Source organism: Erwinia sp. HDF1-3R, assembly GCF_039621855.1.
Lineage (GTDB): Bacteria > Pseudomonadota > Gammaproteobacteria > Enterobacterales > Enterobacteriaceae > Erwinia.
Map to the genome: position 1 here is coordinate 1021330 of NZ_CP155071.1, position 13511 is coordinate 1034840.

General features: G+C 54.7%; 15 protein-coding genes. 8 read left to right on the forward strand and 7 right to left on the reverse strand.

Features of this window, described 5'->3' with window-relative positions; translation table 11 throughout:
• The first annotated feature begins 119 nt into the window (after positions 1–119).
• Positions 120–1007 carry a LysR substrate-binding domain-containing protein gene (locus AAGR22_RS04570; protein ID WP_345830565.1) on the forward strand — a complete coding sequence of 296 codons (888 nt, stop codon included), beginning with the start codon at positions 120–122 and terminating at the stop codon, positions 1005–1007.
• A 7-nt stretch (positions 1008–1014) separates the two neighbouring features.
• On the opposite strand, the gene AAGR22_RS04575 is transcribed toward AAGR22_RS04570, so the two are convergent.
• Positions 1015–2298, reverse strand: a complete 1284-nt coding sequence (locus AAGR22_RS04575) for a cystathionine gamma-synthase family protein (RefSeq protein ID WP_067706665.1) — start codon at positions 2296–2298, stop codon at positions 1015–1017.
• 208 nt (positions 2299–2506) lie between these two features.
• On the opposite strand from AAGR22_RS04575, the gene AAGR22_RS04580 reads away from it, so the two are divergent.
• The 4 genes from AAGR22_RS04580 to hpt all read left to right on the forward strand — a co-directional run bounded on the left by AAGR22_RS04580 (position 2507) and on the right by hpt (position 4471).
• Positions 2507–2632, forward strand: coding sequence for a hypothetical protein (locus tag AAGR22_RS04580; protein ID WP_345831647.1), 126 nt, complete (start codon positions 2507–2509; stop codon positions 2630–2632).
• Between the two features lie 80 nt (positions 2633–2712).
• The gene (locus AAGR22_RS04585) at positions 2713–3153 is read left to right on the forward strand and encodes an STM2901 family protein (protein ID WP_345830568.1); all 441 of its coding nucleotides are present in this window, start codon (positions 2713–2715) and stop codon (positions 3151–3153) included.
• Entirely contained in the window at positions 3150–3473 is a 324-nt protein-coding gene (locus tag AAGR22_RS04590; RefSeq protein ID WP_345830569.1) for a DUF1493 family protein, read from the forward strand. Before AAGR22_RS04585 ends, AAGR22_RS04590 begins: the two co-directional genes overlap by 4 nt.
• Positions 3474–3934: 461 nt before the next feature.
• On the forward strand, positions 3935–4471 hold the full coding sequence (gene hpt, locus AAGR22_RS04595) for a hypoxanthine phosphoribosyltransferase (protein ID WP_345830571.1): 537 nt from the start codon (positions 3935–3937) through the stop codon (positions 4469–4471).
• Positions 4472–4563: 92 nt separating this feature from the next.
• Here hpt and can read toward each other — a convergent pair whose 3' ends face one another.
• Positions 4564–5226: a carbonate dehydratase gene (can, locus tag AAGR22_RS04600; RefSeq protein WP_067706659.1), complete on the reverse strand. Its 663-nt coding sequence runs from the start codon at positions 5224–5226 to the stop codon at positions 4564–4566.
• Between the two features lie 107 nt (positions 5227–5333).
• Between can and AAGR22_RS04605 the strand changes: the two genes are divergently transcribed.
• From AAGR22_RS04605 to AAGR22_RS04615, 3 genes are all read left to right on the forward strand, one after another.
• Positions 5334–6260, forward strand: coding sequence for an ABC transporter ATP-binding protein (locus AAGR22_RS04605; protein ID WP_345830574.1), 927 nt, complete (start codon positions 5334–5336; stop codon positions 6258–6260).
• Positions 6257–7027, forward strand: a complete 771-nt coding sequence (locus tag AAGR22_RS04610; RefSeq protein WP_067706653.1) for an ABC transporter permease — start codon at positions 6257–6259, stop codon at positions 7025–7027. Before AAGR22_RS04605 ends, AAGR22_RS04610 begins: the two co-directional genes overlap by 4 nt.
• Before the next feature lie 806 nt (positions 7028–7833).
• Positions 7834–8994, forward strand: coding sequence for a hypothetical protein (locus AAGR22_RS04615; protein WP_345830576.1), 1161 nt, complete (start codon positions 7834–7836; stop codon positions 8992–8994).
• A 173-nt stretch (positions 8995–9167) separates the two neighbouring features.
• Here AAGR22_RS04615 and panD read toward each other — a convergent pair whose 3' ends face one another.
• The 5 genes from panD to pcnB all read right to left on the reverse strand — a co-directional run bounded on the left by panD (position 9168) and on the right by pcnB (position 13434).
• Positions 9168–9548, reverse strand: a complete 381-nt coding sequence (gene panD / locus AAGR22_RS04620; protein WP_345830578.1) for an aspartate 1-decarboxylase — start codon at positions 9546–9548, stop codon at positions 9168–9170.
• A 209-nt stretch (positions 9549–9757) separates the two neighbouring features.
• Positions 9758–10612 carry a pantoate--beta-alanine ligase gene (gene panC / locus AAGR22_RS04625; RefSeq protein WP_345830580.1) on the reverse strand — a complete coding sequence of 285 codons (855 nt, stop codon included), beginning with the start codon at positions 10610–10612 and terminating at the stop codon, positions 9758–9760.
• Between the two features lie 15 nt (positions 10613–10627).
• A complete protein-coding gene (gene panB, locus AAGR22_RS04630; protein ID WP_345830582.1) occupies positions 10628–11422 on the reverse strand; it encodes a 3-methyl-2-oxobutanoate hydroxymethyltransferase in 795 nt (264 codons plus the stop codon).
• A 114-nt stretch (positions 11423–11536) separates the two neighbouring features.
• On the reverse strand, positions 11537–12019 hold the full coding sequence (gene folK, locus AAGR22_RS04635; protein WP_345830583.1) for a 2-amino-4-hydroxy-6-hydroxymethyldihydropteridine diphosphokinase: 483 nt from the start codon (positions 12017–12019) through the stop codon (positions 11537–11539).
• The gene (pcnB, locus tag AAGR22_RS04640; RefSeq protein WP_345831547.1) at positions 12016–13434 is read right to left on the reverse strand and encodes a polynucleotide adenylyltransferase PcnB; all 1419 of its coding nucleotides are present in this window, start codon (positions 13432–13434) and stop codon (positions 12016–12018) included. The genes folK and pcnB overlap by 4 nt, the downstream gene beginning before the upstream one ends.
• Positions 13435–13511 lie beyond the last annotated feature (77 nt).

Sequence of the window (13511 nt, forward strand, 5' to 3'; positions counted from 1 at the left end):
AGCCGCGAGGTCAGTCGCTGATGGCCCTGCCTGCCGCTGCTGTCCTTGCAGTTTCAGGACCCCGGTGATATATGTCCAATAATAAATAACGCCTTTCTGATAAGGAATTTTTATTACTGATGGACAATCGCCAACTGCACTCCTTTGTGGTCCTGGCCGAAGAACTTCATTTCGGTAAGGCGGCGCTCAGGCTGAATATCGCCCAGCCAGCATTAAGCCAGCATATTAAGGCGCTGGAACAGGAGTGGGGGGTGATGCTGTTTTTACGCAACCGGCGCAGCGTGGTATTAACGCATGAGGGGGCGCAGCTGCTGGCGGATGCGCGCCTGGCGGTCAGCCACTATGAAAAGATTCGCGAAACGGCGTTAAGCCTGCGCAAGGGGTTTAAAGGGCGGATCCGGCTGGGCTATGTAGGCTCATCTATTATCGATCCGGTACTGGCAATGTTAATCAGCGGTTACCGAAAAGCCCGTCCCGAGATAGAAATTGCCATTGAAGAACATGATGTTAACCGGCAATTAACCTTACTGTTAGATGATGAGCTGGATATTGCGCTGGTGCGTTCGCCCGTTCCCCGCCAGGCGCAGCTGGATTATCTGGATTTGACCACCCGGCCGCTGATTGCCGTGCTGCCGCACCATCATCTGCAGCTACATAACACGCGTATCAGCCTGAGCGATCTGGCAGAGGAGCCGTTCCTTATCCAGCAGGACCCACCGGGGGTGGGTCTGGGGTGGTCAACGCTTTCAGCCTGCCTGCGCGCGGGTTTTACGCCGCAAAAGGTTCAGTTTACCCGGGATGTTTCCGTCGCCATTGGTCTGGTGGCCATCGGCATGGGCGTCACGCTGGCACCGGAAACCCAGCTTTCGGTGATGGTGCCGGAGGTGGACTACTGCCATCTGGATGACCCGTTAGCCACCACCACGCTGACGCTAAGCTGGCAAAAGCATATGCACAACAGCGCGGTGCGCGATTTTATCGCCTGTGCCCGCGAGCTGCTGTACTGAGCCAGCGTCAGAGCTGTTCCAGCGCCAGGCGCAGATCTTCAATCAAATCGTCCCGGTTCTCTATCCCAATGGACACCCGAATAGTTGACTCGCTAATACCGATGCGCGCGCGTACGTCTGCGGGCACGCCGGAGTGCGTGGTGCTGGCCGGGTGACTGGCGAGAGACTCGGTACCGCCCAGGCTTACCGCCAGCTTAAACAGCTCCAGGGTATTAAGCAGCCTGAAAGCGGCGGGCTGACCTCCCACCACGTCAAACGAGAAGGTTGAGCCCGCGCCACTGCACTGTTTACTGAACGTCTGACCTGCCGGAGAGTCGGGATGCAAAAAGGAGAGATAGTGCAGCTTTTCGATTTTGGGGTGGTTGCGCAGGAACGCCGCCACGGCGGCAGCATTATCGTTCGCCCGCTCCATCCGCAGCGACAGCGTTTCCAGCGAGCGGCCAATCATCCAGCAGGAGTGCGGATCGAGCTGCGTGCCGATGGCACTCCGCAGCGCTTTAATCTGCCTGATAAGCGCTTTACTGCCCATTGCTGCCCCGGCGATGAGATCCGAATGCCCGCCAACATATTTCGTCAGGGAGTAGAGCGAAATATCCGCGCCCTGCTCGATGGGGCGCTGGAAAACCGGCCCGAGCAGCGTGTTGTCGCAGGCAATAAGCGGGCGATGCTGCTGCTGTTGCTCAATAGCGTCTGCAACCCGACTAATAAGCGCAATATCCACCAGGCTATTGGTGGGGTTGGCAGGAGATTCAATCAGGATCACCGACACGCGTCCCTGTTGCATGGCCTCGTTTGCCGCCGCCTGAATGGAGGCTTCATTAACGCCGTCAGAGAAACCCACGGTAGCCACGTTGAGCTGACGGAAAGTCTTCGTCAGCAGCGTTTCCGTTCCACCGTACAGCGGTTGGGAATGGAGAATGGCATCCCCGGGTTTAACAAAGGCCAGCAGGGTGGTGGAGATGGCTGACATACCGGAGGAGAAAAGCGCCGCACTGTCGGTTCGCTCATAGAGAGCCAGCCGGTCCTCAACGATTTCGCTATTGGGATGGTTAAAGCGCGAGTAAACCAGCCCGTTGGCACCGCCCTCCGGCGGTTCACGACGCCCGGAAACGTAGTCGAAAAAGTCCTTCCCCTCCTCCGCGCTGTTAAAGACAAAGGTAGACGTCAGGAAAACCGGAGGCTTAACCGCGCCTTCTGAAAGGGCCGGATCGTAGCCGTAGTTTACCATTTGCGTTTCGGGCTGTAGCTCGCGCGTGCCGATATGCGTCTTTTTAGAATGGGGGGTAGCCATGCAATCTCCTGCCGATGTGGCGTGCTGAAAAGGGATAAATTCAGCGTACGTTATCATGCGCATAATCGCGGCTGTAAATGAATTAACGGTCTATCTATAGAAGCTTTTGCATTATAAAATTTCGTTAACATCGAGTTTGGAAGTCTATACGTCTGTCTGGCGCAGCAAGCTCAAAAATGCATATTTCCCTTCCGAACGTGAGCAGAAAATGTCCGTTGAAATTGCCAGCCTGCGTGTTCAGGGGCTGAGGGCGAAAGCCGCCCGGAAGTTCAGCCCGGTCAGCTACCGTGAACATGGTCTGCCAGTGTCGAATAAGCTGTTGGAGCATGACTGAAGCCTTTGCCAAAAGCATTTGACGTGTGCCAACTGTAACCCAGTGATCTAAGATAGGATAATCATCAGCAAGGAGCATGTATGGATACGGTTGAACAACTTAATGGCTACTATTTCAGAGGGATGTGTAACCTGCCTCCGGGTGAGCTTGCTTTCTGGATTCTGGTGGATGAGGCAGAAAAGCAACTGGACGGTTTAGATGTTTTTGCTTTTGCTACAATTGTAGGTAGCTTTAACATAATTCACGTTCCTGGAAAACCCAAAACAGCGACAAGGGGAACAAGCCTTTTGTCGTTAGGTCTGCGCAGAATAATTTCGTATCGGTTAGATAGTCGCTGGCGTTCCCCTACCTGGAAAACATTAATTAATGGTCGGTGGGCGAGAACTGCGAGTTTAGGCGGTCTCATAGGAAGATGGTTGCCGTGGGTAGGGGTAGCGATCACTTTTTATGATATAACCATGATTTCGCACAAAACCATCTGGCACTATAACCTCATGGTTAAACCTGAGGACAGAATATGACTTCTGTCGATGATGCTGTGCTTAAATTTGTAAGAGATGAATTACGTTGCGAGGCGCTTGATATTGATTCATCGCTCAGTACAGGTAAATATCTGACTGTTCGTGAAGATGTCTATGAGCTGGTCGATAAATATGTTGAGGTTTTTGGTGTTGATTGTAGCTCTATAGACTGGCGTCGTTATTTCCCAATACTTATATTGCCGTTTCTCCCTAATCGTTTAATGCCAGCCCGTTTACGATCGGATCGACATAAACCTCAGCCGTTTACCGTCAGAATGCTTGTTGAGTCCGCCAAAGCGGGGCGCTGGCTTTATGACTGAGCTACCGAATAAAAAATTTTGTAAATTATTTGTACTCATGCTTACCCAGTTATACCCCTGTCTCTGACGGGGGTTTTCTTTATATTTTCATGTATATCCTGAACAGTGACACTCAGACGTGAGCCGCCGCTGGCCATTAATTCAAGCTGTAGCGAGTACCGGGGTGGTGCAGGCAGCTGGGAGAAGTTTACAGACTTGTGGGACAGAGCAGCTTCAGAGTTTAAACGCTTGGATCGTCTATGAACAAGGCGATATCCCTCGTGCGGGGCGAATTTGTTTCGGCCCTTTTGAGTCACAACCTGTCTTCCCTGATATAATCCATCGCTTCAAAAGGTACTCATGCTATGGCTGTTGTACATGACTGTGCGATGTACCGTATATCAGTCGGTGTATCAATACCTTGATTTTAAACAAGCTTTGCATAGCGATTAACTGAATAAAATCAGTGAGATAAGTGATTTATGAAACATACCGTAGAAGTAATGATCTCTGAGGCAGAGATCGCCAAACGTATCGCAGAATTGGGCCAGCAGATCACGGAGCAGTACCGTGACAGCGGCAGCGAAATGGTGCTGGTCGGGCTGCTGCGCGGCTCTTTTATGTTTATGGCCGATCTCTGCCGTAAAATCGACGTGCCTCACGAGGTCGACTTTATGACCGCCTCCAGCTACGGCAGCGGTATGTCCAGCACCCGGGATGTCAAAATCCTTAAGGATCTGGATGAGGATATTCGCGGCAAGGACGTACTGATTGTTGAAGACATCATCGACTCCGGCAACACGTTGAGCAAAGTTCGCGATATTCTCAGCCTGCGCCAGCCGAAATCACTGGCAATCTGCACCCTGTTGGATAAACCTTCACGTCGTGAAGTCGAGGTACCGGTTGAGTACGTCGGCTTTACTATTGCGGATAAGTTTGTTGTTGGCTACGGCATTGACTATGCCCAGCGTTATCGCCATCTGCCTTACGTTGGCAACGTGGTGATGCTGGAAGAGTAAGGAACATTTGTGCGACGGGCCGGGCAACCGGACCTGCGCACAAACGACTAAGGCCGGGTTTCCCGGCCTGTTATATGATGCGTCGCCTGCAATCAGTTGGGGCTTTCAAGCTCGTTAAGCAGGTTTGCTATACCGTGGCGATAGCGCTGCTCAAGGGTTTCGCGGCTGGTGGCGGTCACTTCCAGATCGCGCAGATAGCCGTCCTGAATGCCGTAAACCCAGCCGTGGATCGTGACTTTCTGGCCGCGCTTCCAGGCAGACTGCATCACAGTAGAATGCCCCAGATTGTAGACCTGTTCGATCACGTTGATTTCACAGAGTTTATCAAAGCGTTTTTCCGGCGGCAGCTCACCCAGTAACGAACTATGCTTGTACCACAGATCGCGGATGTGCAGCAGCCAGTTGTTAATCAGGCCCAGCTCAGGATTTTCCACCGCCGCCTGTACGCCGCCGCAGCCGTAGTGACCGCAAATGATGATGTGCTCCACTTCCAGTACTTCAACGGCGTACTGCACGACAGAGAGGCAGTTTAAGTCCGTGTGAATCACCAGATTAGCGACGTTACGGTGAACGAAGAGTTCACCCGGCTCCAGGCCGGTGAGGCGCTCGGCCGGGACGCGGCTGTCGGAACAGCCAATCCAGAGAAAGCGGGGCTTCTGGGCCAGTGACAGGCGCTCAAAGAAGCCCGGATCTTCCTCTTTCAGCAGTCGGGACCATTCGCGGTTGTTGCTGATAAGGGTATTAATGTCTTTCATAGTTGTGTCGACCGATACTCGAAATGCGTGGCGATAATATAGGTCAACACGGCGTGATTTAAAACGTCAAACAAGCAAACCACACAAAACAGGGCACTCTTTAACCTATGACTTATGCACTGGAACTTGAAAAACTGACCAAAACCTATGCGGGTGGCGTTCAGGCCCTCAAGGGAATTGATTTGAACGTGGAAGCGGGCGACTTCTACGCGCTCCTCGGGCCTAACGGGGCGGGGAAATCCACCACCATTGGTATCATCAGCTCGCTGGTGAATAAAACGTCGGGCAAAGTCCGGGTATTTGGTTATGACCTGCAGCAGGATATGGTCAACGCGAAGCGTCAGCTGGGGCTGGTGCCGCAGGAGTTTAACTTCAACCAGTTTGAAACCGTGATGCAGATTGTGGTCAGCCAGGCGGGCCTGTATGGCGTGGTAAAAGCCGAGGCAATTAAGCGCGCTGAAAAATACTTAAAGCAGCTGGATCTGTGGGACAAGCGTGACGAACGTGCCCGTATGCTTTCCGGAGGAATGAAGCGCCGTCTGATGATCGCTCGTGCGCTGATGCACGAGCCTAAGCTGCTGATTCTGGATGAGCCAACTGCCGGGGTGGATATTGAACTGCGCCGCTCGATGTGGACTTTCCTGCAGGATCTCAATGCCAGAGGTACCACCATTATTCTGACCACCCACTATCTGGAAGAGGCAGAGATGCTGTGCCGCAATATCGGCATTATTCAGAGCGGGGAACTGGTGGAAAACACCACCATGAAAGGGCTGCTCTCCAAGCTGAAATCGGAAACCTTTATTCTCGATCTGGCGGCGAAAAGCCCGCTGCCTCAGCTGGAAGGTTTTCAGTACCGGCTGGTGGATACCTCTACGCTGGAGGTCGAAGTGCTGCGTGAGCAGGGGCTGAATAGCGTGTTCAGTCAGCTCAGCCATCAGGGCGTGCAGGTTTTAAGTATGCGTAACAAGGCTAACCGACTCGAGGAGCTGTTTGTCGACCTGGTTAACGGTCGTACAGGAGATAAAGCATGACACATTTATACTGGGTAGCGCTGAAAAGCATCTGGGGAAAAGAGATTAACCGCTTTGCCCGCATCTGGATCCAGACGCTGGTGCCGCCGGTGATCACCATGACGCTCTACTTTATTATTTTCGGCAATCTGATTGGCTCGCGCATCGGCGATATGCACGGTTTTTCCTATATGCAGTTTATCGTGCCGGGTCTGATTATGATGGCGGTGATAACCAATGCCTATGCCAACGTGGCCTCGTCGTTTTTCAGCGCCAAATTTCAGCGCAATATTGAAGAACTGCTGGTCGCGCCGGTGCCCACGCACGTCATTATTGCCGGGTATGTGGGCGGCGGCGTCGCACGAGGGATTTGCGTAGGCATCCTGGTTACCGCTATTTCACTGTTTTTCGTGCCTTTTCACGTTCATTCATGGCTGATGGTATCGGTGACGCTGGTGCTGACGGCGATTTTGTTTTCCCTTGCCGGTTTGCTCAACGCGGTGTTTGCCCGCACGTTCGATGATATCAGCCTGATCCCTACGTTCGTGCTGACGCCCCTGACTTATCTCGGCGGTGTATTCTACTCGCTGACGCTGCTGCCGCCTTTCTGGCAGATGGTGTCGAAGCTGAATCCCATTGTTTATATGATCAGCGGCTTCCGCTTTGGCTTTTTGGGGATTAACGACGTGCCGCTGTTTTTCACCCTGGCCGTATTAGCGGGTTTTATCGCAGTATTTTATCTGCTGGTATGGGTGCTTATTGAGCGCGGCAGGGGATTACGGACGTAGTTTTTGTCCGTTTTGATTGTTGCAAAGGCTGGGGGCATCGCCAACCGGTGGTGTCCTTGTGCCAGCATCCCTGCTGGCCCATCCGGGTCTTCCCCTCTTCACTCAGCACGGCGGCCCAGCAGATCTTGCAGCCCACACAATAATTAACCCCATCTTTAGAGGTTGATCACTAAACATAACTAAATGTTATTGCTGAGCGACCTTATCCCCACGCGCACTCACTTAGTCACATCGTGAACACGCTGTACTGGTATCAGCTATTACCGGATCTGGCACGATATACCTACTGGAATACAGGCTATCTGCGTGGTGCAGACCTGTTCATCTTCGGAGCGATTATTATGCCTGGTATTAGCCGATTACCTCCTGGTCATGTGGACTCACTCTCTTCCCGGAATGAAGAGAACGGGAGACCCAACGCTTCAAACGCCTCCCTGGCGTCTGGTACATCCCGGGCGTCTGGCGGATCGAGTACAGCCCAATCCTTCTATAGCCTCCCAAACGGCTCGAGGGCGTCTGATGGATCGAGTACATCCCAATCTTTTTATAGCCTCCCAAACGGCTCCGGGGCCTCAATAGCATCTAACGCTACCCATTCGTCCCAAGTATCTCCCGAGCCCAGTGCGCCGCATGAGTCTCACGAATCCAATGCAACCAATACCCCCCAGGCCTCCAGCGCGTCAAACACCTCTGATGCGCAGCGTCAGCAGCAGATAGCGCAAATCAGTACCCAGCTCCGGGAATACTTCCCCGGCAGTGAAGAGCTCAACGACCTGATTCAGAACCGGGCCACCGAACTGCATGAAATGGGGGAAACACCGCAGAGCATTGCCGCGAATATGGCGAAAGCACAAAAAATGGATTATATCAGCGATGCGGCAGGTGGTGCGGTGAAAGCCTTCCCCTTTGCTATTTCCGGATTTGCTTCCGGTGCGGTAAAGCTCGGTTTAGGCATTAATGGAACCACACCAGGTGCAGAAGCGCTGGCGGGGGCGGTAGACGGTGGAACCGCTATGGTGCTTAAATCGGTCGGCGATAAGGTTTTTGCCGACACGGTAAAGGATTCGCAATGGCTCGCCGCTGATGCTGACAAGCTGGAACCCACTATGCAGAATGTGCTGAAGCAACGGGAAGGGCTGGGTGAAAGCATGAAGCTGGCTCCGCTGGGTGGGCTGGGCTTTACCGCTCGTAATCTCGTCACTTCTACCGCAGCGGTCGCCAGTAAAAACAACCCCGCCGTTATCTCAAACCTCAATAACGTATTGAGTTTGGGGGCTGGCGCGGCAGGAAACGTTCTGACTAATGCGGCCAGTTCAACGCGGGGGCCGGAGTTCCTTTTTGGACGCACCGACTGGAAAGAACGTTATACGGCGCTCAATAATACCAGCGTATCGCACCAGATGGTTTCGGGTGGGGTAGACAGAGCAAAAACCCTGGTAGGCAGCGTACTCACGCCGAAAAACTATGCAAAAGGGGCGCTGAACATCGCGTCCGGCAATATGGTATCCGAAATTGGTACGCTGGCAGCGGGTATTGCAGGGACTAATACTGTGCGCAACATCGTGCGGAATCCACCCGCGCATGGACCACTCAGCACGGCATCCTCAGCTACTATTGACGCCATTACCGGAAGACTGAGTGCGGCACAGCTAACCGCAAGAGGAGACATCGCCAAAGACGCGTATCTGAACGTGGGGTTATCGGGGGTGGCCTATGCGGCACAGGGAGTGGCCGGTGCGCTGGCTGGGCCAGCGCCAACGCGTAATGATGAGTGGGTGGATAAAAAAGCCAGTGAGCTTGCTAACAGTAAGCTGGGGCAGAGCGTGGGAAAAGTCGTTGATAATACAATAGGAAGAGTAGCGACCAGCTCGCGCCAGTGGCAGGCTGAACAGCGCCGAAGTCATATTGAGCGTGGCACTGACAACATCGAAATGCAGCCTCAGAGCAATACGCCTACTGAAGGGTAATACACGTACTGAAGGGTAGTCCGGGTGGGTTTTGCCAGCGAAGGTCGTGGTGACCCCTCCTGGTCGTGTGCGCGCTGAATGATAACCGCGTGCGCGGTGTGCAGCAAAAAAGGGGCAGGCAACCAGCCCGCCCCTTTTATTCATACCGCCTTTTGATTCAGAATGCTTTTTATTCAGGACACCTGAACCGGGATAGATTTCGCCAGTCGCTTCATCTGATTATCCCCTTCAAAGTAGGCAACTTTTGGCTGCCATTCGCGCGCCGCCGCATCCGTCATCTGCACGTAGGAGCAGATGATCAAAATATCGCCTTCGCAGGCGCATCGGGCCGCCGCGCCGTTAACCGAGATAATCTTCGAGCCGCGTTCGGCAGCAATTGCGTAGGTGGAGAAACGCTGCCCGTTAGTCACGTTGTAAATATCAATGGCTTCGTACTGAAGAATGCCGGAAGCGTCGAGAAAGTCCTGGTCAATGGCACAGGAGCCTTCGTAATTCAGATCCGCCTGAGTCACCTTCACCCGGTGGAGTTTGCCCTGTAGCATGGTACGGTTCATAGCCTTATTACCCTAGTTACAAAAGTTACCAGAAACACCCGCGCCATTATCAGCCGGGTATTATCACTTACTCCCGCGCCAGAATCAGCTGAGGATTATCACCTGCTACTGCATCAGTATCAGCCGGCGTTATTATCCACTACTGCGCCACTATCAGCTGAGCATTATCACCTAATCCTGCGCCAGCTTCGGCTGAGCGAAATCACTCACTATTGCGTCAGATCAACCTGCTGATTATCAATCAGGCGGGCTTTGCCGAGCCAGGCGGCCATCAGAATCACCGCGCGCTGGCTATCGACATTGAGCGGCAGCAGCGTATTCGCATCACAGATGGCCAGGCCATCTGCCCGCAGCCCCTTTTCGGCCAGGGCGGTTTCAGCCTCGGCAATAATTTCTTCAAGGTGGCGATCCCCGTTAGCCAGCCGCTGCGCCATGTTGTTCATCACGCTGCTTACCGTCGGTGCCAGCTTGCGTTCATCAGCGGTCAGATAGCCATTACGTGAGCTGAGCGCCAGGCCATCCTTCGCCCGAACGGTAGGCACGCCAACGATCTGAATATCGTAGCCCATATCGGCCACCATTTTGCGGATCAGCGCCAGCTGCTGATAATCCTTTTCGCCAAAGCAGGCGAGATCGGGCTGGACCAGATTGAACAGCTTGCTGACGATGGTGGAAACGCCGCGAAAATGGCCGGGGCGGCTGGCACCCTCCAGCAGGCCGGAGAGGCCGGGAACCTCGACGAAGGTCTGCTCGCTCAGCCCTTCTGGATAGACCTCGCCAGGCGCCGGAGCAAAAACCAGATCCACCCTGCGGCGGTTCAGTTTTTCGCAATCTTCCTGCAACGTTCGGGGGTAGCGGGCCAGGTCGTCAGGGCGTTCAAACTGCATCGGATTAACAAAAATGGAGACCACCACAATATCGGCCTGCTCGCGCGCTTCGTCAACCAGCGTCATATGGCCGTCATGCAGGTTTCCCATGGTGGGGACCAGCGCAATGCGTTTACCCTCCTGCCGCCAGCGTCGAATCTCCCGACGCAGCATCGGCAGGGTTTCAATAATCAGCACGGATCTTCTCCTGAGTTAGTGGAAACTGTGTTCTTCAGCCGGATAAATTCCCGCTTCAACGTCCGACACATACTGCCTGACCGCTGCGCGGATATCGCCGGTATCGGCGAGGAAGTTTTTAGCAAAGGAGGGAACATGCCCACCGGTAATGCCAAAAGCATCATGCATCACCAGAATCTGGCCGTCGGTAACGTTGCCCGCGCCAATGCCGATCACCGGAATGGTCAGCGAGTCGGTAATGCGTTTTGCCAGCGCCACGGGAACGCACTCCAGCACCAGCAGCTGTATGCCGGCGGCTTCCAGCGCCAGCGCATCTTCCAGCAGGCCGTCAGCGGCCTCGCTTTCGCGGCCCTGCACCTTATAGCCGCCAAAGATATTAACCGACTGCGGCGTAAGGCCAAGATGACCACAGACGGGTACCGCACGTTCGGTCAACTGTTTCACCGTCTCGCTCAGCCATTTCCCTCCCTCCAGCTTGACCATATTGGCCCCGGCACGCATCAGCTGCGCGGCGCTCTCACAGGCCTGCTCTGGCGTGGCATAGCTCATAAAGGGAAGATCGGACATCAGCAGGGCCGCTGGCGCTCCCCGGCGTACCGCCTGCGTGTGATAGACAATATCGGACAGAGTGACGGGCAGCGTTGAGTCATGCCCCTGTACCACCATGCCGAGGGAATCTCCGACCAGCATGACCTGGAGGCCTTCGTCGCTGAACAGGCGGGCAAAGCTAAAGTCGTAGGCCGTTATGGACGCAAAGCGGCGTCCGTTTTTTTTCCACTGGCGAAGCGTCGTGATTGTTGTGGGTTTCATCGCAACCTCTTTAGGCATTTTATAATGGACGTATCTTAATGGATGGGGAAAGGGTTTGCACACGGCCAGGTGCAGCGGGTCAGGTCTTGCGATCCCGGGCCATCAGAACAGGCGCTATGCCCAGCGGCGGATCGCTGAGGTGTCCAGGCCCGCAAGCATATCGTTCAGGCGCTGACCGTCAGGGAAGGCGGCATCGGGGGCGATCTCAAGCAGCGGCAGCAGCATAAAGGCGCGATTGTGCATATCGTAATGCGGCAGTATCAGGCGCGGGGTGTGTAGCCGGAGGTGGCCAAAGAGCATGATATCAATATCAAGCGTGCGGGGACCCCAGCGGTCTTTTTTGCGCACCCGGCCCTGCTCCAGCTCAATGCGCTGCGTCGCGTCCAGCAGAGCCTCGGGCGTTAGCTGGGTATCCAGCGCGACGGCCGCGTTGAGGAAATCTGGCTGGTCGGGCGGCCCGTAGGGCGGCGTACGATAGAAAGAGGAGGTGGCGATGCGCTGGGTATGGGGCAGTCCGTCCAGCGCATCAAGTGCGTCATGCACCTGATGCAGCGGATCGGCAAGATTACTGCCCAGGGCCAGATAGACGCGGGTCATGCGTTGTTGCTGTTACCGTCGCGGCGCGGGCCCGGTACGCGCTTGCGTGGGCGACGGGTACGGCGGCGGGGAACGGGATCGTCGCCCAGCGTATTCAGCATGGTTTTTTGCTGCGGCGGTGCCGAGACCTGGAATTCATTCCACCAGGCGGAGAGGCGCAGCAGCTCCTGATTATTTTCCACCTCGGCACGCAGCGCCAGCAGATCGTAGGCCGCGCGGAATTTAGGATGCTCCATCAGCTTCCAGGCGCGTTTGCCGTGACGGCGGGAGAGTCGCAGCTGTAGCTGCCAGATATCCCGAACCAGCGTAGTGATGCGTTTCGGGATCGCCAGCGATCGGCAGGCTTCATCCAGCACGTCGTTCATGGCCAGCGCAAAGGCGTCGTAATAGGCCAGACCGCTCTCCTGAGCAATTTTCTGCGCCGCTTCCAGCTGGGGATACCAGAACATCGCGGCAAACAGAAACGCCGGATTAACGCGCATCTGATTATGGATGCGGTTATCGGTGTTTTTAAGCACCTGTTCGATCATCCGCTCCATATTGCTGTCGCCGTGCTCCGTAAAGTTACGGGTGATGATCGGGAACAGCGGCTGGAAAAGCTGGAATTCACGCAGTTTGACCCAGGTGGCATAGCCATAGCCCGTTTGCAGCAGCTTAAGGGTCTCTTCAAACAGGCGGGCCGCGGGAATATCATGCAGCAGCGTCGCCAGTCGTGGGATAGGCTCGGCGGTTTCCGCGGCGATCGACATGTTCAGCCTGGCGGCGAAGCGAATGACGCGCAGCATACGCACCGGATCTTCGCGGTAGCGCGTTTCCGGATCGCCAATCAGGCGGATGATGCCCTGTTGCAGGTCGCTTAAGCCCCCAACGTAGTCACGTACGCTAAAATCCGCCACGCTGTAGTAGAGGCTGTTGATGGTCAGATCGCGGCGCTGGGCATCGTCTTCAATGGTGCCGAAAATGTTGTCGCGCAGCAGCATACCGTTCTGACCGCGCTGGGAATTATTGCGATCTTCTTCGATTTGCTCCGCTTCGTGGTGCCCGCGGAAGGTCGCGACCTCAATGATTTCCGGGCCAAACATCACGTGCGCAAGGCGGAACCGACGCCCAACCAGGCGGCAATTGCGAAACAGCTTGCGCATTTGCTCCGGGGTGGCGTTGGTGGTCACATCGAAATCTTTCGGTATTTTCCCCAGTAGCAGATCGCGCACGCCGCCGCCCACCAGATAGGCTTCATACCCGGCTTTATTCAGTCGGTATAATACCTTGAGGGCATTTTCACTGATGTCTTTACGCGAAATAGTATGACGATCGCGCGGGATAACGGTCATCTGAGGGACAACCTCAACCTTTGCTGGCGTTTCGTCTTCGCGACTCAAAACTTTTCGGCAAAAATTAGCAACTCGGGAAAAAATGGGACACCTCGATAGTGACAATTAATCTGGGCGAAAAAAAATAGCGGCTAATCATAGCTCAGTGCGGGGCGTTTGAG

What these genes read in the sequence shown, in the direction of transcription:
- AAGR22_RS04570 (WP_345830565.1), top strand. Translation starts at nt 120, where the DNA reads ATGGACAATCGCCAACTGCACTCCTTTGTGGTCCTGGCCGAAGAACTT.
- AAGR22_RS04575 (WP_067706665.1), bottom strand. Translation starts at nt 2,298, where the DNA reads ATGGCTACCCCCCATTCTAAAAAGACGCATATCGGCACGCGCGAGCTA.
- AAGR22_RS04580 (WP_345831647.1), top strand. Translation starts at nt 2,507, where the DNA reads ATGTCCGTTGAAATTGCCAGCCTGCGTGTTCAGGGGCTGAGGGCGAAA.
- AAGR22_RS04585 (WP_345830568.1), top strand. Translation starts at nt 2,713, where the DNA reads ATGGATACGGTTGAACAACTTAATGGCTACTATTTCAGAGGGATGTGT.
- AAGR22_RS04590 (WP_345830569.1), top strand. Translation starts at nt 3,150, where the DNA reads ATGACTTCTGTCGATGATGCTGTGCTTAAATTTGTAAGAGATGAATTA.
- hpt (WP_345830571.1), top strand. Translation starts at nt 3,935, where the DNA reads ATGAAACATACCGTAGAAGTAATGATCTCTGAGGCAGAGATCGCCAAA.
- can (WP_067706659.1), bottom strand. Translation starts at nt 5,226, where the DNA reads ATGAAAGACATTAATACCCTTATCAGCAACAACCGCGAATGGTCCCGA.
- AAGR22_RS04605 (WP_345830574.1), top strand. Translation starts at nt 5,334, where the DNA reads ATGACTTATGCACTGGAACTTGAAAAACTGACCAAAACCTATGCGGGT.
- AAGR22_RS04610 (WP_067706653.1), top strand. Translation starts at nt 6,257, where the DNA reads ATGACACATTTATACTGGGTAGCGCTGAAAAGCATCTGGGGAAAAGAG.
- AAGR22_RS04615 (WP_345830576.1), top strand. Translation starts at nt 7,834, where the DNA reads ATGGGGGAAACACCGCAGAGCATTGCCGCGAATATGGCGAAAGCACAA.
- panD (WP_345830578.1), bottom strand. Translation starts at nt 9,548, where the DNA reads ATGAACCGTACCATGCTACAGGGCAAACTCCACCGGGTGAAGGTGACT.
- panB (WP_345830582.1), bottom strand. Translation starts at nt 11,422, where the DNA reads ATGAAACCCACAACAATCACGACGCTTCGCCAGTGGAAAAAAAACGGA.
- folK (WP_345830583.1), bottom strand. Translation starts at nt 12,019, where the DNA reads ATGACCCGCGTCTATCTGGCCCTGGGCAGTAATCTTGCCGATCCGCTG.